23 protein-coding genes are annotated in these 25312 nt (G+C 72.3%); 10 read left to right on the top strand and 13 right to left on the bottom strand.

The window, feature by feature from the left end:
- The 3 genes from ACWGJ5_RS44975 to ACWGJ5_RS44965 form a co-directional block, all read right to left on the bottom strand.
- Window positions 1–887: biotin/lipoyl-containing protein (locus tag ACWGJ5_RS44975; RefSeq protein ID WP_453315387.1), on the bottom strand; the 887-nt coding region annotated here is incomplete at its 3' end.
- Between the two features lie 61 nt (window positions 888–948).
- Complete coding sequence (gene lpdA / locus ACWGJ5_RS44970) at window positions 949–2337, bottom strand: dihydrolipoyl dehydrogenase (protein WP_453315386.1); 1389 nt, start codon at window positions 2335–2337, stop codon at window positions 949–951.
- A gap of 303 nt (window positions 2338–2640) precedes the next feature.
- Entirely contained in the window at window positions 2641–4176 is a 1536-nt protein-coding gene (locus ACWGJ5_RS44965; RefSeq protein ID WP_453315385.1) for a leucyl aminopeptidase, read from the bottom strand.
- 309 nt (window positions 4177–4485) lie between these two features.
- Here ACWGJ5_RS44965 and ACWGJ5_RS44960 point away from each other — a divergent pair, with 309 nt between their 5' ends.
- Complete coding sequence (locus ACWGJ5_RS44960; RefSeq protein ID WP_453315384.1) at window positions 4486–4677, top strand: hypothetical protein; 192 nt, start codon at window positions 4486–4488, stop codon at window positions 4675–4677.
- Between the two features lie 56 nt (window positions 4678–4733).
- Here ACWGJ5_RS44960 and ACWGJ5_RS44955 read toward each other — a convergent pair whose 3' ends face one another.
- Together ACWGJ5_RS44955 and ACWGJ5_RS44950 are read right to left on the bottom strand one after the other, a co-directional pair.
- A complete protein-coding gene (locus ACWGJ5_RS44955; RefSeq protein ID WP_453315383.1) occupies window positions 4734–5342 on the bottom strand; it encodes an RDD family protein in 609 nt (202 codons plus the stop codon).
- A 48-nt stretch (window positions 5343–5390) separates the two neighbouring features.
- The gene (locus tag ACWGJ5_RS44950; RefSeq protein WP_453315382.1) at window positions 5391–6176 is read right to left on the bottom strand and encodes an adenosylcobinamide-GDP ribazoletransferase; all 786 of its coding nucleotides are present in this window, start codon (window positions 6174–6176) and stop codon (window positions 5391–5393) included.
- Between the two features lie 60 nt (window positions 6177–6236).
- Between ACWGJ5_RS44950 and ACWGJ5_RS44945 the strand changes: the two genes are divergently transcribed.
- Entirely contained in the window at window positions 6237–7001 is a 765-nt protein-coding gene (locus ACWGJ5_RS44945) for a hypothetical protein (RefSeq protein ID WP_453315381.1), read from the top strand.
- A gap of 120 nt (window positions 7002–7121) precedes the next feature.
- Here the strand turns inward: ACWGJ5_RS44945 and ACWGJ5_RS44940 are convergent, their stop codons facing one another.
- The 3 genes from ACWGJ5_RS44940 to cobT all read right to left on the bottom strand — a co-directional run bounded on the left by ACWGJ5_RS44940 (window position 7122) and on the right by cobT (window position 10881).
- Window positions 7122–7880: a hypothetical protein gene (locus tag ACWGJ5_RS44940; RefSeq protein ID WP_453315380.1), complete on the bottom strand. Its 759-nt coding sequence runs from the start codon at window positions 7878–7880 to the stop codon at window positions 7122–7124.
- Window positions 7881–7890: 10 nt separating this feature from the next.
- Window positions 7891–9696 (bottom strand): phosphatidylglycerol lysyltransferase domain-containing protein, encoded by a 1806-nt coding sequence (locus ACWGJ5_RS44935; protein ID WP_453315379.1) that lies wholly within the window; start codon window positions 9694–9696, stop codon window positions 7891–7893.
- A 69-nt stretch (window positions 9697–9765) separates the two neighbouring features.
- Entirely contained in the window at window positions 9766–10881 is a 1116-nt protein-coding gene (gene cobT, locus ACWGJ5_RS44930) for a nicotinate-nucleotide--dimethylbenzimidazole phosphoribosyltransferase (RefSeq protein ID WP_453315378.1), read from the bottom strand.
- Between the two features lie 144 nt (window positions 10882–11025).
- Here cobT and ACWGJ5_RS44925 point away from each other — a divergent pair, with 144 nt between their 5' ends.
- Complete coding sequence (locus tag ACWGJ5_RS44925; protein ID WP_453315377.1) at window positions 11026–12009, top strand: class I SAM-dependent methyltransferase; 984 nt, start codon at window positions 11026–11028, stop codon at window positions 12007–12009.
- A gap of 412 nt (window positions 12010–12421) precedes the next feature.
- On the opposite strand, the gene ACWGJ5_RS44920 is transcribed toward ACWGJ5_RS44925, so the two are convergent.
- Window positions 12422–13624 carry a bifunctional adenosylcobinamide kinase/adenosylcobinamide-phosphate guanylyltransferase gene (locus tag ACWGJ5_RS44920; RefSeq protein ID WP_453315376.1) on the bottom strand — a complete coding sequence of 401 codons (1203 nt, stop codon included), beginning with the start codon at window positions 13622–13624 and terminating at the stop codon, window positions 12422–12424.
- 78 nt (window positions 13625–13702) lie between these two features.
- On the opposite strand from ACWGJ5_RS44920, the gene ACWGJ5_RS44915 reads away from it, so the two are divergent.
- On the top strand, window positions 13703–13915 hold the full coding sequence (locus ACWGJ5_RS44915) for a hypothetical protein (protein WP_055709718.1): 213 nt from the start codon (window positions 13703–13705) through the stop codon (window positions 13913–13915).
- A gap of 47 nt (window positions 13916–13962) precedes the next feature.
- Here ACWGJ5_RS44915 and ACWGJ5_RS44910 read toward each other — a convergent pair whose 3' ends face one another.
- The 3 genes from ACWGJ5_RS44910 to ACWGJ5_RS44900 form a co-directional block, all read right to left on the bottom strand.
- Window positions 13963–15027 carry a S1C family serine protease gene (locus ACWGJ5_RS44910; protein ID WP_453315375.1) on the bottom strand — a complete coding sequence of 355 codons (1065 nt, stop codon included), beginning with the start codon at window positions 15025–15027 and terminating at the stop codon, window positions 13963–13965.
- A 57-nt stretch (window positions 15028–15084) separates the two neighbouring features.
- Entirely contained in the window at window positions 15085–15786 is a 702-nt protein-coding gene (locus ACWGJ5_RS44905) for a class I SAM-dependent methyltransferase (RefSeq protein WP_453315374.1), read from the bottom strand.
- 83 nt (window positions 15787–15869) lie between these two features.
- Window positions 15870–16499, bottom strand: a complete 630-nt coding sequence (locus ACWGJ5_RS44900) for a DUF3043 domain-containing protein (RefSeq protein WP_453315373.1) — start codon at window positions 16497–16499, stop codon at window positions 15870–15872.
- A 245-nt stretch (window positions 16500–16744) separates the two neighbouring features.
- Between ACWGJ5_RS44900 and ACWGJ5_RS44895 the strand changes: the two genes are divergently transcribed.
- The 5 genes from ACWGJ5_RS44895 to ACWGJ5_RS44875 all read left to right on the top strand — a co-directional run bounded on the left by ACWGJ5_RS44895 (window position 16745) and on the right by ACWGJ5_RS44875 (window position 23395).
- Window positions 16745–17536 carry a PspA/IM30 family protein gene (locus tag ACWGJ5_RS44895; RefSeq protein ID WP_228619792.1) on the top strand — a complete coding sequence of 264 codons (792 nt, stop codon included), beginning with the start codon at window positions 16745–16747 and terminating at the stop codon, window positions 17534–17536.
- A 33-nt stretch (window positions 17537–17569) separates the two neighbouring features.
- Window positions 17570–17848 carry a PspA-associated protein PspAA gene (pspAA, locus tag ACWGJ5_RS44890; protein WP_453315372.1) on the top strand — a complete coding sequence of 93 codons (279 nt, stop codon included), beginning with the start codon at window positions 17570–17572 and terminating at the stop codon, window positions 17846–17848.
- A 292-nt stretch (window positions 17849–18140) separates the two neighbouring features.
- Window positions 18141–19361 carry a sensor histidine kinase gene (locus ACWGJ5_RS44885; protein ID WP_453315371.1) on the top strand — a complete coding sequence of 407 codons (1221 nt, stop codon included), beginning with the start codon at window positions 18141–18143 and terminating at the stop codon, window positions 19359–19361.
- 75 nt (window positions 19362–19436) lie between these two features.
- Window positions 19437–20117 carry a response regulator gene (locus tag ACWGJ5_RS44880; protein ID WP_453315370.1) on the top strand — a complete coding sequence of 227 codons (681 nt, stop codon included), beginning with the start codon at window positions 19437–19439 and terminating at the stop codon, window positions 20115–20117.
- 176 nt (window positions 20118–20293) lie between these two features.
- Window positions 20294–23395, top strand: coding sequence for an efflux RND transporter permease subunit (locus tag ACWGJ5_RS44875; RefSeq protein WP_453315369.1), 3102 nt, complete (start codon window positions 20294–20296; stop codon window positions 23393–23395).
- 52 nt (window positions 23396–23447) lie between these two features.
- Here the strand turns inward: ACWGJ5_RS44875 and nadA are convergent, their stop codons facing one another.
- Window positions 23448–24632: a quinolinate synthase NadA gene (gene nadA, locus ACWGJ5_RS44870; protein WP_453315368.1), complete on the bottom strand. Its 1185-nt coding sequence runs from the start codon at window positions 24630–24632 to the stop codon at window positions 23448–23450.
- Window positions 24633–24896: 264 nt separating this feature from the next.
- Here nadA and ACWGJ5_RS44865 point away from each other — a divergent pair, with 264 nt between their 5' ends.
- Entirely contained in the window at window positions 24897–25253 is a 357-nt protein-coding gene (locus tag ACWGJ5_RS44865) for an iron-sulfur cluster assembly accessory protein (RefSeq protein ID WP_023551351.1), read from the top strand.
- Window positions 25254–25312: the final 59 nt, after the last annotated feature.

Raw genomic sequence — 25312 nt, 5'->3', positions numbered from 1 at the left:
GATCTCCATGGGACGAGGGGCTGCCCGGACGGGTGACCGGGCCTGACGCCCCGGGGCCGACGGGATGGGCACGGCCTCCGGGGCCGGGGCGCGGGGCGGCTCGGGTCTCGCCGCGGCTCGGCCGGGAGCAGCGGTCGGACGGCGGGGAGCGGCGGAGAGCGGCTGGGAACGGCGGTGAGCGGCTGGGAACGGCGGGCGGCCGGGGCAGCGGCGGCGGGGGCCGGGGCGGCCGGAGCCGGAGCGGCGGCCGGGGCGGCACCCGGGGCACCGATGACGGCGAGCTTGGCGCCCACCTCGGCGCTCTCGTCCTCGTTCACCACGATCTCCAGCAGCACGCCGGCGGCGGGCGAGGGGATCTCGGTGTCGACCTTGTCCGTGGAGACCTCGAGCAGCGGCTCGTCGGCCTCGACGGAGTCACCGACCGACTTCAGCCAGCGGGTGACGGTGCCCTCGGTGACCGACTCACCGAGCGCGGGCAGGACCACGTCCGTGCCGGTGGCGCCACCGGCCGGGGCGGCCGGGGCAGCGGCGGCGGGGGCCGGGGCGGCCGGCGCCGCGGGGGCCTCGGCGGCCGGAGCCGGAGCGGCGGGGGCGGCCGGGGCCGGAGCCTCGGCAGCGGCGGGGGCCGGGGCGGCCGCGGGGGCACCGGTGCCGTCGTCGATCACGGCCAGCTCGGCGCCGACCTCGACCGTCTCGTCCTCGGCGACCTTGATGGAGGCAAGCACGCCGGCGGCGGGCGAGGGGATCTCGGTGTCGACCTTGTCGGTCGAGACCTCGAGCAGCGGCTCGTCGGCCTCGACGCGTTCGCCCTCGGCCTTCAGCCAGCGGGTGACAGTGCCCTCGGTGACGCTCTCACCGAGCGCCGGAAGGGTTACGGAAACCGCCATGGTTTCGGTTGCTCCTAACGAATTGCGGAAGTCTGTGTCGTCGCGCCCGTTGACCGAAGGCTCAGTCGTGGGAGTGCAGCGGCTTGCCGGCGAGCGCCAGGTGGGCTTCGCCCATCGCCTCGTTCTGCGTCGGGTGGGCGTGGATGAGCTGGGCGACCTCGGCCGGCAGCGCCTCCCAGTTGTAGATCAGCTGGGCCTCGCCGACCTGCTCACCCATGCGGTCGCCGACCATGTGGACGCCGACGACGGCACCGTCCTTCACCTGGACGAGCTTGATCTCGCCCGCGGTGTTCAGGATCTTGCTCTTTCCGTTGCCCGCCAGGTTGTACTTCAGAGCGACGACCTTGTCCGCGCCGTAGATCTCCTTGGCCTTGGCCTCGGTGATGCCGACGGAGGCGACCTCCGGGTGGCAGTACGTCACCCGCGGGACACCGTCGTAGTCGATCGGAACGACCTTCAGACCGGCCAGACGCTCCGCCACCAGGATGCCCTCGGCGAAGCCGACGTGCGCGAGCTGGAGCGTCGGGACGAGGTCACCGACGGCGGAGACGGTCGGGACGTTGGTCCGCATGTACTCGTCGACGAGGACGTAACCGCGGTCCATGGCGACCCCGGCCTCCTCGTAGCCCAGGCCCTGCGAGACCGGGCCACGGCCGACGGCGACGAGGAGGACCTCGGCCTCGAACTCCTTGCCGTCCGCCAGGGTGACCTTCACGCCGTCCTGGGTGTACTCGGCCTTCTGGAAGAAGGTGCCGAGGTTGAACTTGATGCCGCGCTTGCGGAACGCGCGCTCGAGAAGCTTCGAGGAGTTCTCGTCCTCGACCGGCACGAGGTGCTTCAGGCCCTCGATGACCGTGACGTCCGAGCCGAAGGACTTCCACGCCGAGGCGAACTCGACGCCGATGACACCGCCGCCCAGGATGATCGCGGACTGCGGCACGCGGTCCAGGACGAGGGCGTGGTCGGAGGAGATGATGCGGTTGCCGTCGATCTCCAGGCCCGGCAGCGACTTCGGCACGGAGCCGGTCGCCAGCAGGACGTGGCGGCCCTGGATGCGCCGGCCGTTCACGTCGACGGAGGTCGGGGAGGACAGACGGCCCTCACCCTCGATGTAGGTCACCTTGCGGGAGGCGATCAGACCCTGCAGACCCTTGTACAGGCCGGCGATGACGCCGTCCTTGTACTTGTGGACGGCCGCGACGTCGATGCCCTCGAAGGTCGCCTTGACGCCGAACTGCTCGCTCTCGCGGGCCTGGTCGGCGATCTCGCCCGCGTGGAGCAGGGCCTTGGTGGGGATGCAACCCCGGTGCAGGCAGGTGCCGCCGACCTTGTCCTTCTCGATCAGGGCGACGTCCAGGCCCAGCTGCGCCCCGCGCAGGGCCGCGGCGTAACCACCGCTACCACCGCCGAGGATCACTAGGTCGAAAACGGTGCTGGCGTCGTTCGCCACGTCACGTCCTCCATGCATGTGCGCCTTGCGCCGATCTCCTGTGACCGGCGGGCGGCTGGTGTCCGGCCGCTTGATGCTTCGGCCCTTCGGTGGGGGCCCTGTCCTGCCGGGCTCCATCTTTGCACTTGTTCGAGGCGGACGAGACGCCGGGCTGGAGTGTGAGACACCCCACGTACAGCTGAAAACGAAGGTGCGCGCGCCAAGGGGCGAGGGGCTGTGTCTGATACGCGGCTCCGCCGCGTGGGCGCGAACACCCCCACGCGGCGGAGCCGTACTACGGAATGGACCGCGCCATCAGGCGTTTCAGCCCAGGTCACCCGCAGCCGTGAGCTCCGCCAGACGGACCAGCGTCCGTACCGCGGAACCCGTGCCGCCCTTCGGCGTGTACCCGAACGGCCCACCCTCGTTGAACGCCGGCCCGGCGATGTCCAGGTGCGCCCACGTGATCCCCTCGCCCACGAACTCGCGCAGGAACAGACCGGCGACCAGCCCGCCGCCCATCCGCTCGCCCATGTTCGCGAGGTCGGCGACCTGGGACTCCATGCCCTTGCGCAGGTGCTCCGGCAGCGGCATCGGCCAGGCCGGCTCGCCGACCTCCTCCGCCGCCTCGTGCACCGCGGAGCGGAACGCGTCGTCGTTGGCCATGACACCGAACGTCCGGCTGCCCAGCGCCAGCATCATCGCGCCGGTGAGGGTCGCGACGTCCACGATCGCGTCCGGGCTCTCCTGCGAGGCCGCCCACAGCGCGTCGGCGAGCACCAGCCGGCCCTCGGCGTCGGTGTTGAGGACCTCCACCGTCTTGCCGCTGTACATGCGCAGCACGTCGCCCGGGCGCACGGCGGTGCCGGACGGCATGTTCTCGGCCAGCGCCAGCCAGCCGGTGACGTTGACCTCCAGGCCGAGGCGCGCCGCGGCGACGACCGCGGCGAACACGGCGGCGGCACCGCTCATGTCGCACTTCATCGTCTCGTTGTGCCCGGCCGGCTTCAGCGAGATGCCGCCCGAGTCGTAGGTGATGCCCTTGCCGACCAGGGCCAGGTGCTTCTCCGCCTTCGGGTGCGTGTACGACAGCTTCACCAGGCGCGGGGTGGCCGACGAGCCGCCGCCGACGCCGAGGATGCCGCCGTAGCCGCCCTTGGCCAGTGCCTTGTCGTCGAGCACCTGCACCTTGATGCCGTGCTCCTTGGCCGCGGTCTGCGCGATGCCGGCGAAGATGGCGGGCGTCAGGTCGTTCGGCGGGGTGTTGATCAGATCGCGGGCGCGGTTCAGCTCTTCGGTGACCGCGACGGCGCGGGCGACGGCCCCCTTGTGGGCGGCGTCGCGCGGCTTGCCGCCGAGCAGCGCGGCCTCGGCCAGGGGCGCCTTGCCGTTCCTGGCCTTCCCGCCGTTCCCGTTCTCCTTGTAGACGTCGAAGGAGTACGCACCGAGCAGGATGCCCTCGCTGATCGCGCCGAGGGCGCCCGGGCCGTCGACGGGCAGCGCGAACGCGGCCTTCTTGGAGCCGGCGAGCGCGCGGGCGGCCACGCCGGCGGCCTTGCGCAGCGCCTCGGCGCCGTAGGTCTCGTCCTCGCTCTTGGCGTCCGGCTCCGCGCCCAGGCCGACCGCCACGACGATCGACGCCTTGAAGCCGGCCGGAGCGGGCAGCTTCGTCAGCTCGCCCTCGGCACCCGCGGCGCCGAGGGTCTCCAGGACGCCGGCCAGCTTGCCGTCGTACGCCTTGTCCACTGCCTCGGCGCCCGGCGCTACGACGGGGCCCTTGGTGCCCTTGGCGACACCGATCACGATCGCGTCGGCCCGCAGGCCGGGCGCCGCAGAGGTGCTGAGAGTCAGAGCAGTCACGGTGGTGAATTCTCGCTTCCGATGTATTGCGATCCTCGATCGCCCTGTGGGGCAATCGCCAGTGCAGGGGTGGGTGGGCCCGAGAGCCGACCTTAGGCCCAGACCTGGGCGCGGAGGGCAACGGGGCCTTCACCCTGTCGGCGAACACCCGGGACGAGACTACGCGCGTGCGCGCGTTCGCTCATTCCTGCGGGCGTTCACCTGCGCGTGGCGTCGTGGTCACTTCCGCCTCCCGGGCACCGCGCGACGCGCCGTAGCCGTCGCGTTCCGGCGGACCGTCCGTCCGGCGGCTGTGGGGGGAACCTGTTCATGACCCACCGCGCCAACCGTCTCAGAGCAGCCGGCGATCCGCGCATCGACCTCGGGGCCCTGGTCGTCGACGACGGCGCCGGACCGGTCGGCGCGATCACCGCCCAACTGCACGTACGCCGTCCCGCAGCTCGACGCCCACACCTGGGCCTGCCCCGAGACCGCCCTCGACCACACGGACAGCGGCGGTGACGCGGGCCCCCTCGACGGCCGCACGAGGTGCAGTGTGCGGTGCCCGGCGCGGGCGCTCACCCCTGGGGCACGCTGCCCATCGGGCTGGACCCCCCGCGCCGAAGCACGGCCACCACGGAGGTGCCGGCCAGCCGGTCGGCGAGGGAGCGGCGGCCGGGGAAGACCATCGTCAGGGCGTTGACCAGGAACAGCACCACCGCCATGGCCCACACCAGCACCGAAAGACCGAACCTGCCCTCGATCAGCAGCACACAGGCCAGCGCGTACACCGCGACGTCGGCGACGGTGGTGACGGCGGCGCGGCGCAGGGCGTGCCGGGACAGCCGCGGGGTGACGCGCAGGCCGAGCAGGCCCTTGCCGAGGGTGCGGCCGAGCAGCGCGAGACAGGCCCACTGGTAGAGGAACGTGGCGACGACGAGCGCGCCGAAGGCCTCCTCCACGTCCAGGACCACCTGGTCCCAGAGGGACAGTCCGAGGTGTTCGGAGGCGCCGACGACGTCACCGCGCGAGGTCAGGAGGTCCAGGCCGCCCCTGGTGGCCAGCGAGGGCACGTCCGTGACGAGAGCGGCGATGCGGTGGAAGGTGAGTACGGCCAGCAGGGCGGCCACCGCTGCCACGAGCGCGAAGTCTATGAACCAGGCCAGGGCGCGGCGCAGCTTCAGCACGGATTTCCCCCGAATCACAACTGCCTTCTCCGTGTACGGCCGAGAAGTTTATCGGCCCAGGGACAGCACCACGAGAGCGGTGGTCGCCGCCGTCTCCGCCAAGGCGCCGAAGACGTCCCCCGTCACCCCGCCGAAGCGGTTCGTGCAGCGGCGCAGCAGGAGTTCGGCCGTGGCCAGGGACAGCACGACCGCTGCCGCCGCGCGCACGGCGCCGTACGGGCCCAGGGCCGTCCCCCAGGCCGCCGAACCGATCGTGAAGGCCGCGGTGACGGCCAGCGCGCCCGGTACCGGAACCACCCCGGCGACCGCCGCCCCCAGCCCCTCCGGGCGGGCGGCCGGCACCCCGGTGCGGGCGGCCAGGGTGAGCGCGAGCCGGGCCGTGATCGCCGAGACGACGGCCGCCAGGGCACCCCGCGCCCAGGAGTCGCCGTACAGCTGTGCCAGCACCGCGACCTGGGCCAGCACCACCAGGACCAGGGTGACGACCCCGAACGGCCCGATGTCCGACTGCTTCATGATGCGGAGCGCGTCCTCGGCGGGCTTGCCGCTGCCCAGGCCGTCGGCGGTGTCGGCGAGGCCGTCGAGGTGCAGCCCCCGGGTGAGCGTTGCCGGCACGGCGACGGTGGCGACGGCGGCGAGCAGCGGGCCGGCGCCGAGGAGGAGCAGCAACAGTCCCGCTCCGGCCGCGCAGAGGCCTACGACCAGACCGGCGACCGGGGCGTTCATCATCCCGGCGCGTGCGGCCTCGCGGTCCCAGCGGTGCACCCGGACGGGCAGCACGGTGAGGGTGCCGAAGGCGAAGCGGAGGCCGTCGAGCGGTGAGGACTTGGGCACCGGCGAAGGTTACCGGGCGGTCGCGGAGCCCCTCTGAGCACCCGGGGATAAGGTGCGCATATGGGGCACTGGTGGGTACGGAACATCGTCGAACCGGGCAAGCTCCCGCTGCTGCTCGCCCTCACCGCCTTCCTGTTCACCTTCGTCGTCACCCGGGTGATCACCCGGCTGATCCGGGCCGGCAAGGGCCCGTTCGGCAACGTGAAGGCGGGCGGGCTGCACATCCACCACGTCGTCCCCGGGGTCGTCCTCACCCTCGTCGGCGGGTTCGGCGCGGTCGCCAGCGGCCGGCAGGGCGCAGGCGGTGCCATCGCCGCCGTGCTGTTCGGGATGGGCGCCGGGCTCGTCCTGGACGAGTTCGCGCTGATCCTCCACCTGGACGACGTGTACTGGAGCGAGGAGGGCCGCAAGAGCGTCGAGATCGTCGTGCTCACCGCCGCGCTCGTCGTGCTGCTGCTCGCCGGGTTCGCCCCGTTCGGCGTCAACGACCTGTCGCAGCAGGAGCTGCAGGACCGCGGCGGTGCCCTCAGCACCATCGGCGTGAACTTCCTCTTCGCGCTGATCGCCCTGAGCAAGGGCAAGGCGCGCGTCGCGGTCTTCGGGGTGATCGTGCCGCTGGTCGCGCTGGTCGGCGCGATCCGGCTGGCCCGCCCCGGCTCCCCGTGGGCCCGCCGTTTCTACGGCCGCCGCCCCCGCGCCCGCGCCAAGGCCGCCCTGCGCACCTACCGCCACGACCGCCGCTGGGCCCGGCGGACCCGCGCCGTCCAGGACTGGATCGGCGGCAGACCCGACCCGCGCCCGGCCCGGCTGCCCGACCGCCGCTGAGCGGGCTGTACGTACGGGGGCGGGAGCCGGGCCCGGGTTCGCCGGGGGCCCGCCGTTTCGACGGTCGCCGCCCCGTGCCTGCCGGCACGATCGTCGCCGGGCTCGGCGGAGTCGGGCCGTTCAGGACTGGATCGGCGGCAGGTCCGACCCGCGCCCGGCCCGGCTGCCCGGTTGTCGCTGAACGCGTCGCGTCAGACGGCCGTAGGCGTGGTGTGGGCCCAGCCGCAGCCCGTAGCGGTGCCGCACCGCCACCGCGAGGCAGATCAGCCCCACCGCCATCAGCGCGGCCAGATGCTCCTTGCCCGCCAGGTTCTCCTTGACCAGCACCTCGGCGACCATCGCCAGGGTCACCGCGCCCGAGGTGACGTACGCGCCGTAGCGCCAGCTCACGAACACGGCGAGACCCACTACGGCCGCCGACGGACCGGTGTCCACCACCTGCGCGTCCGTCCACGGCAGCCCGAACGGGGCATGTGCGCCCAGCGAGATGCCGACGCGCGCGTACAGGGTCCCGGCGAGTGTGGCGGCGTACGCGATCACCAGGGTCCGCCACCAGCCGATGCAGATCTCGGCGATCCCGAACACCAGCAGGATCTGCGCCAGCGCGCCCCACACCGGCAGATCCAGCGCCGGCACGAAGAGGGAGAGGGGAGTGCGGAGCAGGGCCAGCCACAGGGGGTCCTCGGCCCGGACGGCGCCCATGTTCTGCACGAGCTGGTAGCCCCACGTCTGGTTCTGCACGTACTGCAGCAGGGCCGTCAGGCAGACCGCGCCGAGCGTCATCGGCGCCGCCCGCAGACGCCGCTTCAGCGGGGCCGCGCGTACGGTGACGTACAGCGGCCCCCACTCCTCACGGGCCCAGCGGGCGAGCGCTCTCATCGGTCGGTCCTCACCGGTGTGTGTCCAGGTGCCTGCGGTGCAGCCACTTCGGCAGTCCCGGCGCCTCCAGGAAGCCCTCCGCGCGGGCCGAGGCGAGGCCGATGCGCAGCAGGTCCGCGCTCTTCTCGAAGAGCAGGAACCGCGGCTCCCAGATGGGCCGGTACTTGGCGTTGGCGCGGTACAGCGACTCGATCTGCCACCAGCGGGAGAAGAAGCTGAGCAGCGACCGCCACAGCCTCAGCACCGGTCCGGCACCGAGGCGCGCGCCACGTTCGAAGACCGACCTGAACATCGCGAAGTTCAGTGAGACCTGCGTGATCCCGATCTCTCCGGCCCGCCGCAGCAGTTCGATGACCATGAACTCCATCAGCCCGTTGTCGGAGTCCCGGTCGCGGCGCATCAGGTCCAGGGACAGCCCGTGCGGCCCCCACGGCACGAAGGACAGCAGCGCGCGCAGCCTCCCCTCGGCGTCCGTGCACTCCAGCATCACGCACTGCCCGTCCTCGGGGTCCCCGAGCCGGCCGAGCGCCATGCTGAACCCGCGCTCGGTCGCCCCGTCCCGCCAGTCGTCCGCGCGCTCGACGAGATGCGCCATCTCGTCCACCGGGGCGGTCGGGACATCCGCGTGCCGCCGGATCCGCACCTCGTACCCGGCCCGCCGTACCCGGTTGTACGCCTGCCGGACCGTGCGCATCGCCCGGCCGTCCAGGGTGAAGTCGGCGACCTCCACGATCGCCTCGTCGCCGAGTTCCAGGGCGTCGAGCCCGTGCCGGGCGTAGATCGTCCCCGCCTCCTCGCTCGCGCCCATCACCGCCGGGATCCAGCCGTGCGCCCGCGCCTCCGCGAGCCACGGCGCGATCGCGCCCGGCCACGCCTCCGGGTCCCCGAGCGGATCCCCGGAGGCCAGGCTCACCCCGCCGACCACCCGGTAGGCGACGGCCGCCTTGCCCGTGGGCGACCACACCACGCTCTTCTCCCGGCGCAGCGCGAAGTAGCCGAGCGAGTCCCGCTCGCCGTGCCGGTCCAGCAGGGCCCGCAATTGCTTCTCGTCGTCCTCGGTGAGCGGGTCGACGGCGCGCCGGGAGCGGAACGCGGCGTAGAACACGGCGAGGACGAGGGCCGTGCTGAGCACGTTGACGGTGACGTTGGCCCAGTTCGGCGGGTCGATCCCGGGGAAGCGGGACTCGTCGGCGGCCACCGACACAAGGCGCAGGGCGCCGTAGTGCCAGCGCTCCAGGAAGGTCGAACGGGCCGTGTCCGGCGCCTGGTTGGTGACGGTCACCAGCAGTCCGGCCAGCAGGCTCGCGGCCAGTCCGCCGCCGACGGCGACCGTCGCCGCGAGCCGCGGGTTGGACCGGTCGCCCTTGGCGTAGAACTCCCGGCGGCCCACGAGCAGCGCGCCGACGAACACGGCCGTGAGCGCCAGCGAGATCCAGTTCTGCGTGTACCGCCGGATCTCCGGGAACGCCATGGCGAACGCGAACAGCGCCAGGAAGGCCCCGCTGAGCACGATGTTGAGGATCCAGGCGGCCCTCTTCCGGCGCCGCATGGTGATCGCCAGGAACGCGGTGAACACACCCGAGGCGAAGCCGGCCGTCAGCAGGTACGGGGTGAAGAAGTCGTCCTGGTTGTGCCGGCGCACGTCCTGGCCGAGCGAGACCCAGACCGCGCTGAGGAAGTTGATGAAGGCGACGGTGCGCAGATACCAGACGGCGAAGGCGGCCGCCCGCCGGGAGGCCCCGGTGGACCGGCGCCCCTCCTCACCCGGACGTCCCGGTTCGGCCTGCTGCGGAACGGCATTTCGGGCATCTCCCATGGGGCAGGATCATATGGGGGCCGACCAGGCGAACCGCACTTTTCCGCCGGGAGTTCACGCGAACCGGAACTACTCCTTCTGCTCCTCCGGCTCCTTCTGCTCCTCCGGCTCCTTCTCCTCCTCCGGCTCCTTATCGTCCCCGGGCTTTTCGGGAAGCTCCGCGGCCAGCGCCGCCGCGGCCCGCACCAGCGGCAGAGCGAGCAGCGCCCCGGCGCCCTCGCCGATCTTCACCCCCTGCTCCAGCAGCGGCTCCAGGGCCATCCGGTCCAGCGCCTTCGCCTGCCCCGGCTCCCCGCTGGCGTGCCCGGCCAGCCACCAGTCCGGCGCCCGGAAGGCGACCCGCTGTGCGACCAGCGCGCACGCGGCGGCCACCACTCCGTCGAGGATCACCGGCAGCTTCCGCACCGCGCACTGCAGCAGGAACCCGGTCATCGCCGCGAGGTCCGCCCCGCCCACGGTCGCCAGCAGCTGCAGCTGGTCCCCGAGCACCGGCCGCGCCCGTCGGAGCGCGTCCCGGATCGCCGCGCACTTGCGCATCCACGCCAGGTCGTCGATGGCGAGCCCGCCCCGCCCGGTCACCACCGACGCGTCGGTCCCGCACAGCGCCGCGATCAGCACCGCCGCGGCGGTGGTCCCGCCGACGCTGATGTCGCCGAGCACCACCAGGTCCGTACCGGAGTCGGCCTCCTCGTCGGCGACGGCGACGCCCGCGCGCAGCGCCGCCTCGGCCTCTTCCAGGGTGAGGGCGTCCTCGATGTCGATACGGCCGCTGCCGCGCCGCACCCGGTGCCGTACGACGTCCTCGGGGAAGGCGTCCGGCGCGCAGTCCAGGGCCATGTCCACGACTCGTACGGGCACCTCCTGGCGCCGCGCGAGCACGGACACCGGGCTCGCGCCCTCCAGCACGGCTCGCACCAGCTGCTCCGCGCTGCCGGCGGGGCGCGCCGAGACGCCCAGCCCGGCCACGCCGTGGTCACCGGCGAAGAGGATCACCTTCGGCCGCTCCACGGTCCGTACCGGTACGGCACTCTGCGCGGCGGCCAGCCACTCGCCCAGCTCGTCGAGGCGGCCCAGCGCCCCGGGCGGCACGATCTGGCGCTCCCGCCGGGCCTCGGCGTCACGGCGCACGCCCCCGTCCGGGCGCTCGATCAGATCGGTGAAGTCGTCCAGATTAAGCCTGCTCATTCGCCGAACAGTACCGCCAGAGAACGAACGCTTCCGCGCCACATGGTCACCACGCCCCCACGACGTCATTGCGCCCAAGATCCGGATCCCCTACGTTCCGGTCTGCTGTCCGGTTTGTTGCGGAATGTCACTCAGGGAGCCGCCATGCCGACCTCGTCCTGCACGCCTACGCCCCTACCACGCTCCTCCGACCCGTTCCTCGAACCGCGCCGCGAGGACTGCCCCTGGTGCGGCTCCGCACGGCTGCGCACCCGGGTGCGCGCGAGCGACCCCCTGCGGCACCGGCCGGGCCGGTTCGTCCTCGACGAGTGCCGCGACTGCGCCCACGTCTTCCAGAACCCCCGGCTCACGGCGGAAGGGTTCACCTTCTTCCACCGGGACTTCTACGAACGGCAGCTGGAGGAGTTCACCGTCCGCGTCCGGTCCGCCCGCGCGGTCCGCCGGCGGCACCGGGTCACCGCCTGGCGGCTGTCGGCGCTGGCCGAGGCGGAGAGCTGGCTGGACGTGGGCACGGGCCACGCCCGTTTCCCCGAGGCGGCGAAGGAGTTCTTCCCGTACACGAGCTTCGACGGCCTGGATCCGACGGCCCGGGTGCAGCAGGCCCAGCTGGAGGAACGGGTCGAGGAGGCCCACCGCGGTTACCTCGCCACACCCGGCATGACGGCCCGGCTGCGCGGCCGCTACGACGTGGTCAGCATGTTCCGCCATCTGGAGCACACGCCCGACCCGCGCGCCGAACTCCGCGCCGCCCTGACGGCCCTGCGGCCCGGCGGCCACCTCGTCGTGGAAGTCGCCGATCCGCGCTGCGCGTTCGCCGCCCTGCTCGGCAGGTGGTGGCTCCCGTACGGCCAGCCCCGCCACCTGCACCTGCTGCCCCTGCCCAACCTGCGCGCCGAGCTGGAGACCCTGGGCTGCACGATCCTCGTGACCGACCGCAAACACCCGCATGTGCCCTGCGACCTGTCGGCCGCGGTCGCCCTGGCCGTCGCCAGGGCCCCGCTGCTGAGAGCCGCCGCTGCGCCCGCCCGGCTGTCGGCCTCGGCCCTGGACCACGTCATGGCCCCCTTCGTCCGCCGCACACCGTTCTCCAACGCGTACCGGCTCGTGGCACGCAAGGACAGAGGCTGACGACGGGCGCGTTGGGGGACTGGTCGCGCACTGCGACGCCGCAGCCTGCGGCCGGCCGTGCCGCTGGGCCGGCGCCCCCCGTCAGCGGCGCCCGTCCCGCCGGAGCTGCGGGCAGGTGCCGCAGGGGTGGCAACTACCCGGCAGCGGCGGTCATTTCGCCGTAGCAGGGGCAGCCGTGCCGCTGGGGCGGCGCCCCGCTCGCAAGCGGCGCTCCTGCCGTCGTGGCGGCGGGCAGTCGTGCCACTGGCACAGCGCCCGCCGTACCCGCTCAGCTGCGGGCAGTCGTGCCGCCAGGGGCGGCACGGGTGGGCGGTGGGGGCCCCCGCTCGGGCGAAGCCGAGAGCGGGGGCAGGCACCCTGCCAGCGCCGGCAGGCGACCCGGCCCCCGGCCGGCACCAGTGCGGGGCGCCCCTCAACCCCGGAGCACCAACGCCTGCCCCGCCACCACCAGCAGCACCTGCTCGCACTCCGCGCCGAACGCCGCGTTCAGGCGCCCGAGTTCGTCCCGGTACCGGCGGCCGGAGGCGGTCGCAGGAACGATCCCCGAGCCGACCTCGTTCGACACGGCCACCACCGTCCGCCGTGTACGGCGCACGGCCTCGGTCAGCTCCCGCACCCGCTCCCGCAGGGACTTCTCACCCCCGCCCGCCCACTCCGCGTCGTCCCACGCCCCCACCGAGTCCATGACATCCGTCAGCCACAGGGACAGACAGTCGATCAGCAGCGGCGGCCCGTCCTCGCCCAGCAGCGGCACCAGGTCCGTCGTCTCCGCCGTACGCCACGACCCCGGCCGCCGCTCCCGGTGCGCGGCCACCCGCTCGGCCCACTCGGTGTCCCCGTCCCGCGTCCCGCCGGTCGCCACGTACAGCACGTCCGGGAAGGACTCCAGGCGCCGCTCGGCCTCCACCGACTTGCCCGAGCGGGCCCCGCCCAGCACCAGCGTCCGGCGCGGCACGTCCGGCACGTCCTCGTACGCGCCGACCGCCAGCGTCGTACCGTCCGGCACCGCCCGCGCCCCGGCCGCCGCCAGCCGGCGCCGCAACTCCGCGCCGGGCGGCACATCGTGGTCGAGGTGGACGGCCAGCACGTCCGTCGTCGGCCCGGCCGAACGCACCGCCCGCAGACGCGCCAGCGCGTCCGGGCGGCCGACGACATCCGCGAGGACCATGTCGTACGACTCCGCCGTCGCCTCCTCCAGACCCGCCGGCGCCCCGCCCGGCGGCAGATACAGCAGCCGCTGCCCCTCCGGCCCGGTCACCGCGTACCCGGTGCCGCCCGCGTCCATCGCCACGGCCCGCACCCGATGCCCCGTCAGCAGCGCCAACTCACGCCCGTCCGGCACCCGCACGGGCTGCGGCAGCCCCGCCGGCACCTCCACCGCGGGCCCGTCGTGCGGATGCGACAGCAGCACCTGCCGTACCCCGCCCAGCGAATGCCCCGCCCGCGCCGCCGCGAACGCCGCGCCCGGCGTCAGGTCGAGCAGCAGCGCCCCGTCCACCAGCACGGCGGTGGCGGCCCGCGCGTCGGGCCCGAGCGCCGCCGCGCAGGCGGCACAGGGGCAGTCGGGACGGGGCAGTCCGGCCGGGGCGCCGGTACCGAGCAGAGTCACTTCCACGAATCGATTTTCGCCTGTCCGATCACATCGTGCGCTTCCGGCTAGTCTTCCAGCAGTGTTGGATCGAAGGAGGCCCACATGACGGCATGGACGTGGCGGTTCGAGAAGGCCGACGGGACGGAGGTCCAGCCCGCGGTGCAGCCCGAGGAGTTCACCACGCAGGGGGACGCCGAGTCCTGGATCGGCGAGCACTGGAAGGCACTCCTGGAGGGCGGCGCCGACCAGGTGCGGCTGTTCGAGGAGAACACCGAGATCTACGGGCCGATGAGCCTGCACGCCGACGCGGCCTAGCCGGTGCGGAGGGGTGCGGCCCCGCGGTCGTAGGGGCGTACCCCTCGTCACTGCTCGCCCAGTGTCACCTCCACCGTCTTCTCGGCGCCGCCGCGCTGGTAGGTCACCGACGTCTTCTGGCCCGGCCTGTCCGCCGCCAGCGCCACCGAGAGGGAGGTGATGGTGGTGATCGGCCGGTCACCCAGCTTGGTGATGACGTCGCCCGCGCGCAGGCCCGCCCTGTCCGCCGCGCCGCCGTGCCTGACGCTGACCACCGCCACCCCGGCGGGCTGGTAGCTGTTGTCCACGACCGTCCGCGCGGTGATGCCCAGCGCTGCCCGCCCGGAGTCGACCACCTTGCCCTGCTTGACGATCTGCCCGGCGATCGTCTGCACCAACGACGCCGGGATGGCGAACCCGATGCCGGGCGCGGCGCTGCCCCCGAGCTGCGGGTCGGCGGCGGCGAGCGTCGGGATGCCGATGACCTGCCCGGCGAGATTGACCAGTGCGCCGCCACTGTTGCCCGGGTTGATGGCGGCCGAGGTCTGCACCATGTTCGCGATGGTCGCGCCCGTACCCCCGCCGGGAGCCTCGCTGACCGTCCGCCCGGTCGCCGAGACGATGCCCTGGGTCACGCTGGACGCCAGCCCGAGCGGCGAGCCCATGGCCAGCACGATCTGGCCGACCTCCACCTTCTCGGAGTCGCCGAACACCGCCGGCCGCAGCCCGGCCGGCACCTTGTCCAGCTTGATCACGGCCAGGTCCTGCTGGGGGTAGGAGGCCACCAGGCTCGCGGTGAGCGGCGCCTCGCTGTTGGCCGTGGTCACCCTGAAGGTCTTCTCCGACCCGACCACGTGCGCGTTGGTGACGATGTGGCCCTTGCCGTCGTACACGATCCCGGAGCCCTGCTCGCGGCTCGCCTGGATCTGTACGACCGACGGCAGGACCTCCTTGATGACCTTCTGGTACTGGTTCTGCAGAGCACTCGCGGCCGTCGGCACCTGCGCCCGCGCGGTCGTCGCGGCGTCCTGCCGGACCTCGGGACCGGTGGTCGTACAGCTCGCCGTCGCACAGCACAGCAACGCCACCGCGGCGGCGACTCTCCGCAGGGCACGGATCGGGGAAGCGTCCATGCCTACGAGTCTCACCGCGCGCTGATCAACCGGCCCGCGCAGTTGGCCCGAACGGTCTCAGCCCCGTACGCCGCACAGGTGCAGCAGCGCCGCCACCCTGCGGTAGGGGTCCGTGCGCCCGGCCCGTTCCTCGACAGCGAGCAGCGTCTGCAGATCCTCGGGGATCTCCGCGTCGTCCGCCGCCGTGTCCGTGAACACCCGGACGCCGTACCAGGCGTGCAGCGGGGCCGCGATCCCGGCGAGCGTGGCGGTGAGGGCGGCCAGCCGGTCGGCCCGAACGTCCAGGCCGAGACGGTTGTGGTAGGCGGTGGTGTCGAAGGCGGACAGGGCGCCCGCCCAGTCACCGGACAGGCCCGGCCGCATGGCGAGCGCGTCGCCGTTGCGGACGAGCAGGGAGAGCAGCCCGCCGGGGGCCAGCATCCGCGCCAGGCCCGCCACCAGCGGGTCGGGCTCCTCGACGTACATCAGCACCCCGTGGCACAGCACCACGTCGAAGCTGCCCGGCAGGAAGTGCACACCGGTGTCCCGCCCGTCGCCCTGCACCAGCCGGACCCGCTCCCGGATGCCCTCCGGCTGGGCGGCCAGCGCCTCACGCGCGGCGGCGATCATCGTCGCGTCCTGCTCGACCCCGGTCACCTGATGGCCGAGCCGGGCCAGCCGCAGCGCCTGCGTGCCCTGGCCCATCCCCACGTCGAGCACCCGCAGCCGCTGCCCGACCGGGAACCGCGCCGCTATCTGCTCGTCCAGCTGCCGGGCCACCAGCTCCTGGCGTACGACATCACGCAGCCTGCCCAGCTTGTTCAGCCACGCCTCGGCCGCGCCCCCGGTGAAGGCGTCAGCGCTCAGGGCCGCTCTCCGCGCTTGACCTGCGGCTTCGGCAGCCGGAGCCGGCGCATCTGGAGGGAGCGCATCAGAGCGTAGGCGACGGCGCCACGCGTCCTCTCGTCCGGGAAGCGCTCCTTGAGCCGCTTCTTCAGCCGGAAGCCGCTGAACGCCGCGTCCGCCACGATCAGCACGATCACCACGAGCCACAGCACCAGCGCGATCGACTGGATCGCCGGCACCCGCACCACGCTCAGCACGAGGATCACCACGGCGAGCGGCAGGAAGAACTCCGCCACGTTGAACCGCGAGTCCACCCAGTCGCGGGCGAACTTGCGGACCGGGCCCTTGTGGGTGGCCGGCAGATAGCGCTCGTCCCCGGTGGCCAGCGCCTTGCGCTGCCGCTCCAGGGCCTGGCGCCGCTCCTCGCGCTGGCGCTTCGCGACCTCCTTGCGGTTGGTGGGCGTGTGGGCCACGCTGCGCCGCTGGGACTGGGCCTCACTGCGCTTGGGCGTGGGCCTGCCCTTCGGGGCCTGCGGGTCACGGGGCTGCTTGGAGAGGTTCACCTGCGCCTTGTCGGCGGTCGGGGCCTTCTCGTCCTTGGCACGGCTACGGAACACAAAACCCAAGGGTACGGGCTTCACCGGCATGGACCCCAGCCCGGCGGGGAACGATCCCGCAACACCGGACGTCTGTAGGGGGACAGAGGGGACGTTCCGGTGGGGTCGGTGGGGGATCACCTACTCCTCACGCCGGAGCGGTACCGTCCGCAGTCGTCCTCGGGGATGAGCGCATCCGTCCCCGAACAGTGCGGTAATGGAGTCAGGGCCCGTACTGTGGGTCCTGTCGCAGGATCTGTGAGCTGGAGTCCGTCAGAAGGGGGCGCGCGAAGCCCATGAGCGGTGTCATGAAGCGTATGGGGATGATCTTCCGCGCGAAGGCGAACAAGGCCCTTGACCGGGCCGAGGACCCGCGCGAGACCCTCGATTACTCGTACCAGAAGCAGCTGGAGCTGCTGCAGAAGGTCCGCCGTGGCGTCGCCGACGTGGCGACCAGCCGCAAGCGCCTGGAACTCCAGCTCAACCAGTTGCAGCAGCAGTCGACCAAGCTGGAGGACCAGGGCCGCAAGGCGCTCGCGCTCGGCCGCGAGGACCTGGCCCGCGAGGCGCTGTCCCGGCGCGCCGCGCTCCAGCAGCAGGTCACCGACCTCGAGACGCAGCACGCCACCCTCCAGGGCGAGGAGGAGAAGCTCACCCTCGCGGCCCAGCGCCTGCAGGCCAAGGTGGACGCCTTCCGTACGAAGAAGGAGACCATCAAGGCCACCTACACCGCCGCCCAGGCCCAGACCCGGATCGGCGAGGCCTTCACCGGCATCTCCGAGGAGATGGGCGACGTCGGCCTGGCCATCCAGCGCGCCGAGGACAAGACCGCCCAGCTGCAGGCCCGGGCCGGCGCCATCGACGAGCTGCTCGCCTCCGGCGCCCTGGACGACCCGACCGGAATGGCGAAGGACGACATCGCCGCCGAGCTGGACCGGATCTCCGGTGGTACGGATGTAGAGCTGGAACTGCAGCGCATGAAGGCCGAGCTGGCCGGGGGCTCCCCGCAGCAGGCCATCGAGGGCGGCACCGGGCAGGGGCAGTCCCAGCAGCAGCCGCAGGACACCCCGCGCTTCGACAAGCAGTAGTCCGGCGCCGGGACCCGAGCCGAGGAGGCCGACGTGATCGTACGGATCATGGGGGAGGGCCAGGTGAAGCTGGACGACTCCCACTTCGTCGAGCTGAACAAGCTGGACGACGAGCTGCTGGCCGAGATGGAGAGCGGTGACGAGGCGGGCTTCCACCGCACACTCGGCGCCCTCCTCGACTCCGTCCGCCGTTTGGGCACGCCGCTTCCCGACGACGCGCTGGAACCTTCGGAGCTGATCCTTCCGTCGGCGGACGCGTCATTGGCTGAGGTCAGGGAGATGCTGAGCGACGACGGGCTGATTCCGGGTTAGCGCCGTTGGGGGCGCTCGCCGCTCCCGGGTGCGGGCGCGTGGTGGGCTGGTCGCGCAGTTCCCCGCGCCCCAGGAAGTTGCAGTTGCCGCGCCCGCAGAGCGCGCCCACGTGGCTGCGGGCAGTCGTACCGCCAGGGGCGGCACGGGTGGGCGCAGCGGCACCCCGCAAGCGCGGGCGGGCGACACACCCCGTCGCCCAGCGGCAGCACCCCGTACCCCGCCGGCGCCGGTGAGCGGACCCCGCCCGGCTGCGGCACAGGGCAGCTTGCAAGCCCCCCGTACTGTTCCATGGGTGAGCACTCTCGAACGCGCCCGGTGCAGCCTCAGGGCCCACCCCCTGGCGCTGGACGCGTCCATCGCCGCCGGCGTGCTGGTGTGCATGGTCGCCGGATCCTTCGTGGTGCCCCGCGGAGCGCACGGCGTCACCTGGGGCATCCGCACCCCCGACCCCCTCAGCCTCCTCCTCATGCTGTTCGCCGCGGCCGCGCTGGTCTTCCGTCGCCGCGCCCCCAGGACGGTCCTCGCCGTCACCGGTGCCCTCTCCGTGATCGAGTGCGTCACCGGCGACCCCCGCGCCCCGGTCGCGATGTCCGCCGTGGTCGCCCTGTACACCGTCGCCTCGACCACCGACCGCACCACCACCGTGCGCGTCGGCCTGCTCAGCATGACCGTGCTGACGGCCGCCGCCATGCTCGGCGGCCCGCTGCCCTGGTACGCGCAGGAGAACCTCGGCGTCCTCGCCTGGACCGGCATCGGCGCCACCGCCGGGGACGCCGTACGCAGCCGCCGCGCGGTCGTCCAGGCCATCCGGGAGCGCGCCGAACGCGCCGAGCGTACCCGCGAGGAGGAGGCCCGCCGCCGGGTCGCCGAGGAGCGGCTGCGCATCGCCCGTGATCTGCACGACGTCGTCGCCCATCACATCGCCCTCGTGAACGTCCAGGCAGGGGTCGCGGCCCATGTCATGGACAAGCGGCCCGACCAGGCCAAGGAGGCCCTGGCCCACGTCCGCCAGGCCAGCCGCTCGGCGCTGGAGGAACTGCGCGCCACCGTCGGGCTGCTCCGCCAGTCCGGTGACCCCGAGGCCCCGACCGAGCCCGCCGGCGGCCTCGGCCGGCTGGACGAGCTGGCCGACACCTTCCGCAACGCCGGCCTGCCGGTGGAGGTGGCCCGCGCCGACCAGGGCACCGAACTGCCCGCCGCCGTCGACCTGGCCGCCTACCGGATCGTGCAGGAGGCCCTGACCAACGTGCAGAAGCACGCCGGACCGCGGGCCAAGGCCGAGGTCAGCGTCGTACGGGTGGGGACGGACATCGAGGTCACCGTGCTGGACGACGGCGCGGGGGCGGCCGGTGTGCCCGGGGCCGGCGGCGGGCACGGACTGCTCGGCATGCGCGAGCGGGTCACCGCCGTCGGCGGCACCCTCACCACCGGGCCCCGCTACGGCGGCGGCTTCCGCGTCCATGCGATCCTGCCCCTCAAGACCCGTACCGAGACCCGCAAAGACGCGTACTGAGATCCGCTGAGACCCGTACGGAGATCCGCAGAGACCCGTACGGAGACCCGTACGACGGCCCCCGGGGGAGCCCGCATGACGATCCGTGTCCTGCTCGCCGACGACCAGGCACTGCTGCGCAGTGCGTTCCGGGTGCTGGTCGACTCCGAGCCCGACATGGAGGTGGTCGGGGAGGCCTCCGACGGGGCCGAAGCGGTGCGGCTGGCGAAGGAGCAGGCCGCCGACGTCGTCCTCATGGACATCCGGATGCCCGGCACGGACGGGCTCGCCGCCACCCGGCTGATCAGCGCCGATCCCGCGCTGGCCGAGGTCCGCGTGGTCATCCTGACCACCTTCGAGGTGGACGACTACGTCGTCCAGGCCCTGCGGGCGGGCGCCTCCGGCTTCCTCGGCAAGGGCAGCGAGCCGGAGGAGCTGCTGAACGCCATCCGGGTCGCGGCCGGCGGTGAGGCCCTGCTGTCCCCCGCCGCCACCAAGGGGCTGATCGCCCGTTTCCTCGCCCAGGGCGACGGCGACGACGGCCGTGACCCCGCCCGCTCCGAGCGGCTCGGCGCGCTCACCGGGCGGGAGCGCGAGGTACTGGTCCAGGTCGCCGGCGGCCACTCCAACGACGAGATCGCCGAACGCCTCGCGGTGAGTCCGCTGACGGTGAAGACGCACGTCAACCGGGCCATGGCGAAGCTGGGCGCGCGCGACCGGGCGCAGCTCGTGGTGATCGCGTACGAGTCGGGGCTGGTACGTCCGAGGACGGACTGATCTCCACCCGGGCGTACTGCGAGTCTCCACCCTGGCGTACTGCGAGTCTCCACCCTGGCGTACTGCGGGCGGAGTAGGGCCCGGATAAGGAAATGGACCCAGGGCTTACGGATCGGCCGTCCGGGATGGCTCAGGGTGAGAGGGTCTGCCGCTCACAGATTGAGAGACCCTGATCCATGTCCTGGCTGTCGAGATTCAGCCTCCGGCAACGGGCCCTGACCGGCCTGATGTCGCTTGTCGCGCTCGTCTTCGGGCTGATCGCGATACCCCAGATCAAGCAGCAGCTGCTGCCCACCATCAGCCTGCCCATGGTGTCGGTGATCGCGCCGTACCAGGGCGCCTCGCCCGACGTCGTCGAGAAGCAGGTCGTCGAGCCGATCGAGAACAACCTGCAGGGCGTCGACGGTGTCACCGGAGTCACCTCAACCGCCGGCGAGGGCCACGCCGTGATCATGGCGTCCTTCGACTACGGCAACGACACCAAGCGGATCGTCTCCGACGTCCAGCAGGCCGTGAACCGGGCCCGCAACCAGCTTCCGGACGCCGTCGACCCGCAGGTCGTCTCCGGCTCCACCGACGACATGCCGACCGTGGTCCTCGCCGCCACCTCCGGCAAGGACCAGCAGGCGCTCGCGGACCAGCTGGACAAGACGGTCGTACCGGCGCTGAAGGACATCGACGGCGTCGGCCGCGTCCAGGTCACCGGCGTCCGCGACCTCCAGGTCACCGTCACCCCGGACGACGCAGGGCTCGCGCGGGCCGGCCTCACCTCCGCCGCGCTCGGCCAGGCACTGCAGGCGGGCGGCGCCACCGTCCCGGCCGGTTCCTTCGACGAGGACGGCGCCAACCGCACCGTCCAGGTCGGCGGCGGCTTCACCTCGCTCAAGCAGATCCAGGACCTGATGGTCACCGGCGAGGGCGGGGAGAAGCCCGTCCGCCTCGGTGACGTCGCCACCGTCAAGGAGCAGCCCGCCCCGGCCGACTCCATCACCCGCACGGACGGCAGGCCCAGCCTCGCCGTCACCGTCACCATGGACCACGACGGCAGCGCGGTCACCATCTCGAACGCGGTCAAGGACAAGCTGCCCGACCTGCGCAAGCAGCTCGGCTCCGGCGCGAAGCTCACGGTCGTCAGCGACCAGGGCCCGGCCGTGTCGAAGTCCATCAAGGGCCTGACCACCGAGGGCGCGCTCGGCCTGCTCTTCGCGGTGCTGGTCATCCTGGTCTTCCTCGCGTCGATCCGCTCGACGCTGGTGACGGCGGTCTCCATCCCGCTGTCCGTGGTCCTGGCGCTGATCGTGCTGTGGACGCGCGGCCTGTCCCTGAACATGCTCACGCTCGGCGCGCTGACCATCGCCATCGGCCGGGTCGTGGACGACTCGATCGTGGTCCTGGAGAACATCAAGCGCCACCTCGGCTACGGCGAGGAGCGCAGGGAAGCCATCCTCAACGCCGTGCGCGAGGTGGCCGGCGCGGTCACCTCCTCCACCCTCACCACGGTCGCGGTGTTCCTGCCGATCGGCCTGGTCGGCGGCATGGTGGGCGCCCTGTTCGGCTCGTTCAGCATCACGGTGACGGCGGCCCTGCTGGCCTCCCTGCTGGTGTCGCTGACGGTCGTACCGGTCCTGTCGTACTGGTTCCTGCGCGCCCCGAAGGGCACCCCCGAGGACGCGGCGGAGGCCCGCCGCCGGGCCGAGGAGAAGGAGGCGAACAGCCTCCTCCAGCGCGCCTACGTCCCCGTCCTGCGCTTCGCCACGCGCCGCCGCCTCACCAGCGTGCTGATCGCGATCGTGGTCCTGGTCGTCACGTTCGGCATGGGCGGCCTGTTGAAGACCAACTTCTTCGACCAGGGCGAGCAGGAGGTCCTCACGGTCAAGCAGGAGCTGAAGCCCGGCACGAGCCTGGCCGCCACCGACGCGCAGGCCAAGCGGGTCGAGAAGCTGCTCGCCTCCACCGAGGGCGTCAAGGACTACCAGGTCACCGTCGGCTCCTCCGGCTTCATGGCGGCCTTCGGCGGCGGCACGGACACCAACCAGGCGTCCTACCAGGTGATGCTCAAGGACGCGAAGTCGTACGACAAGGTGCACAAGCGCCTGGAGGACGGCCTCAAGCAGCTCAAGGGCATCGGCACGACCACGGTGTCGGCCGGTGACGGCTTCGGCAACCAGAACCTGAGCGTCGTGGTCAAGGCGTCCGACCCGCAGGCGCTGCGGACGGCCGCCGAGGAGGTGCGTTCCACGGTCGCCGGTCTGGACGGCGTCACGGACGTCTCCAGCGACCTCGCCACGAGCGTGCCGCGGATCTCGGTGCAGGCGGGCGCCAAGGCGGCGGCGGCCGGTTTCGACGACCAGAAGCTCGGCGCGGCGGTCGCCCAGGCGGTGCGCGGTACGACGGCGGCGAAGGCGATCCTCGACGACACCGAGCGCGATGTCGTCGTGAGGTCGGCGAAGCCCGCGACCACACTCGCCCAGCTGAAGGCGCTGCGCCTCGGCCCGGTGAAGCTCGGTGACATCGCCACGGTGAAGCTGATGGACGGCCCGGTGTCCCTGACCCGGATCGACGGGCAGCGCGCGGCCACCATCACGGCCAGGCCGACCGGTGACAACACGGGCGCGATCAGCACCAAGCTCCAGGCGAAGATCAAGGCGCTGAAGCTCCCGGCGGGCGCGCAGGCCGAGATCGGCGGCGTGACGTCGGACCAGAACGACGCGTTCAAGAACCTGGGCCTGGCCATGCTGGCGGCGATCGCGATCGTCTTCATGCTGCTGGTGGCGACCTTCCGTTCGCTGGTCCAGCCGCTGATCCTGCTGGTGTCCATCCCCTTCGCGGCGACCGGCGCGATCGGTCTGCTGGTCGCCACCGGCACCCCGATGGGTGTCCCGGCGATGATCGGCATGCTCATGCTGATCGGCATCGTGGTGACCAACGCGATCGTGCTGATCGACCTGATCAACCAGTACCGCAGGCAGGGTTGCGGCGTGGTGGAAGCCGTCGTCGAGGGCGGCCGCCACCGCCTCCGCCCGATCCTGATGACGGCGCTGGCGACGATCTTCGCCCTGCTCCCGATGGCCCTGGGCGTCACCGGCGAGGGCGGCTTCATCGCCCAGCCCCTCGCGGTGGTCGTCATCGGCGGCCTGATCACGTCCACCCTGCTGACGCTCCTGCTGGTGCCGACGCTCTACGCGATGCTGGAGCTCCGCAAGGAGCGGCGCGCGAAGAAGCGGGCGGCCGGGCGAGAGGCGAAGGCGGAGAAGGTTCTGGAGCCGGCCGGAGTCTGACGGCACGGCAAAGGGCCGGGTCTCGTCACGGGACCCGGCCCTTTCGTGCGCGCTAGGGAAGCGCCAGCATCCGCTCCAGCGCCAGCTTGGCGAACGCCTCGGTCTCCTTGTCGACCTCGATCCGGTTGACCAGGTTGCCCTCGGCCAGGGACTCCAGGGCCCAGACCAGGTGGGGCAGGTCGATGCGGTTCATGGTCGAGCAGAAGCAGACCGTCTTGTCGAGGAAGACGATCTCCTTGCCCTCGGGCGCGAAACGGTTCGCCAGGCGGCGGACCAGGTTCAGCTCGGTGCCGATGGCCCACTTGGAACCGGCGGGCGCGGCCTCCAGGGCCTTGATGATGTACTCCGTCGAGCCGACGTAGTCGGCCGCGGCCACGACCTCGTGCTTGCACTCCGGGTGGACGAGGACGTTGACGCCCGGGATGCGCTCGCGCACGTCGTTGACCGAGTCCAGCGAGAAACGGCCGTGCACCGAGCAGTGGCCCCGCCACAGGATCATCTTGGCCGCCCGCAGTTCCGCCGCCGTCAGGCCGCCGTTCGGCTTGTGCGGGTTGTAGACCACGCAGTCGTCCAGGGACATGCCCATGTCCCGGACGGCGGTGTTGCGGCCGAGGTGCTGGTCGGGCAGGAAGAGCACCTTCTCGCCCTGCTCGAAGGCCCAGTCCAGGGCGCGCTTGGCGTTGGAGGAGGTGCAGATCGTGCCGCCGTGCTTGCCGGTGAACGCCTTGATGTCGGCGGAGGAGTTCATGTACGAGACCGGCACGACCTGCTCGGCCACGCCCGCCTCGGTCAGCACGTCCCAGCACTCCGCGACCTGCTCGGCCGTCGCCATGTCGGCCATGGAACAGCCGGCGGCGAGGTCGGGCAGGACGACCTTCTGGCCGTCGGAGGTGAGGATGTCCGCCGACTCGGCCATGAAGTGCACACCGCAGAACACGATGTACTCGGCCTCCGGGCGCGCGGCCGCGTCCCGGGCCAGCTTGAAGGAGTCGCCCGTGACGTCGGCGAACTGGATGACCTCGTCGCGCTGGTAGTGGTGGCCGAGCACGAAGACCTGGTCGCCGAGCTTTTCCTTGGCCGCGCGGGCGCGCGCGACCAGGTCCGGGTCGGACGGCGAGGGCAGGTCACCGGGGCACTCGACGCCCCGCTCGCTCTTCGGGTCGGCCTCACGGCCGAGCAGCAGCAGGGCGAGCGGAGTCGGCTGCACGTCGAGTTCCGGGGTCTGGGCGGTGGTCACGGCACGCACCCTTTCTACTTTTCGTCTAACTGACGCTATCTATCATAACTGGTTCACGTCACTTTGACGATGGCCATAGCGTCGATGTGACGTGAATCCCGCCCGGCTCCCTCTTCGGGCCGCTGTCGGCCTTCCCGGCCATGTGCGAGCATGAAGACGGAAGCAAAAACGCGACAACGTGACTGCCCGGCCCGGAATGAATCCGCGGAAGCGCCGGTTGCACTCGTCGGCAAGCAGTCTCCGTACAACCCGGGAGAGATGTAGATGTCCGTATCGGACGAGACCACCACCGTCACCGACGGCATCATCCTGACCGACGCCGCCGCGGCCAAGGTCAAGGCCCTGCTCGACCAGGAAGGCCGCGACGACCTCGCGCTGCGTGTCGCCGTCCAGCCCGGCGGCTGCTCCGGCCTGCGCTACCAGCTCTTCTTCGACGAGCGCTCGCTCGACGGTGACGTGGAGAAGGACTTCGGCGGCGTCAAGGTCGTCACGGACCGCATGAGCGCTCCGTACCTGGGCGGCGCGACCGTCGACTTCGTGGACACGATCGAGAAGCAGGGCTTCACGATCGACAACCCGAACGCGACCGGCTCCTGCGCCTGCGGCGACTCCTTCAGCTGAGCCGACGGCCCGACACGGCCTGAGGATGTGAGAGAGGCGGCGGCCCCCTGCGAGGGGGC

It is taken from the genome of Streptomyces sp. NPDC054783, from assembly GCF_053611725.1.
The sequence above is the reverse complement of the archived record's forward strand: the minus strand, read 5'-3'. Positions and strand labels throughout refer to the sequence as shown.

Bases quoted from the DNA above. Each gene is read 5' to 3' on its own strand.
- ACWGJ5_RS44960 (WP_453315384.1), top strand. From the start codon at position 4,486: ATGACCCACCGCGCCAACCGTCTCAGAGCAGCCGGCGATCCGCGCATC.
- ACWGJ5_RS44945 (WP_453315381.1), top strand. From the start codon at position 6,237: ATGGGGCACTGGTGGGTACGGAACATCGTCGAACCGGGCAAGCTCCCG.
- ACWGJ5_RS44940 (WP_453315380.1), bottom strand. From the start codon at position 7,880: ATGAGAGCGCTCGCCCGCTGGGCCCGTGAGGAGTGGGGGCCGCTGTAC.
- ACWGJ5_RS44935 (WP_453315379.1), bottom strand. From the start codon at position 9,696: ATGGGAGATGCCCGAAATGCCGTTCCGCAGCAGGCCGAACCGGGACGT.
- cobT (WP_453315378.1), bottom strand. From the start codon at position 10,881: ATGAGCAGGCTTAATCTGGACGACTTCACCGATCTGATCGAGCGCCCG.
- ACWGJ5_RS44925 (WP_453315377.1), top strand. From the start codon at position 11,026: ATGCCGACCTCGTCCTGCACGCCTACGCCCCTACCACGCTCCTCCGAC.
- ACWGJ5_RS44915 (WP_055709718.1), top strand. From the start codon at position 13,703: ATGACGGCATGGACGTGGCGGTTCGAGAAGGCCGACGGGACGGAGGTC.
- ACWGJ5_RS44910 (WP_453315375.1), bottom strand. From the start codon at position 15,027: ATGGACGCTTCCCCGATCCGTGCCCTGCGGAGAGTCGCCGCCGCGGTG.
- ACWGJ5_RS44900 (WP_453315373.1), bottom strand. From the start codon at position 16,499: ATGCCGGTGAAGCCCGTACCCTTGGGTTTTGTGTTCCGTAGCCGTGCC.
- ACWGJ5_RS44895 (WP_228619792.1), top strand. From the start codon at position 16,745: ATGAGCGGTGTCATGAAGCGTATGGGGATGATCTTCCGCGCGAAGGCG.
- ACWGJ5_RS44880 (WP_453315370.1), top strand. From the start codon at position 19,437: ATGACGATCCGTGTCCTGCTCGCCGACGACCAGGCACTGCTGCGCAGT.
- ACWGJ5_RS44875 (WP_453315369.1), top strand. From the start codon at position 20,294: ATGTCCTGGCTGTCGAGATTCAGCCTCCGGCAACGGGCCCTGACCGGC.
- ACWGJ5_RS44865 (WP_023551351.1), top strand. From the start codon at position 24,897: ATGTCCGTATCGGACGAGACCACCACCGTCACCGACGGCATCATCCTG.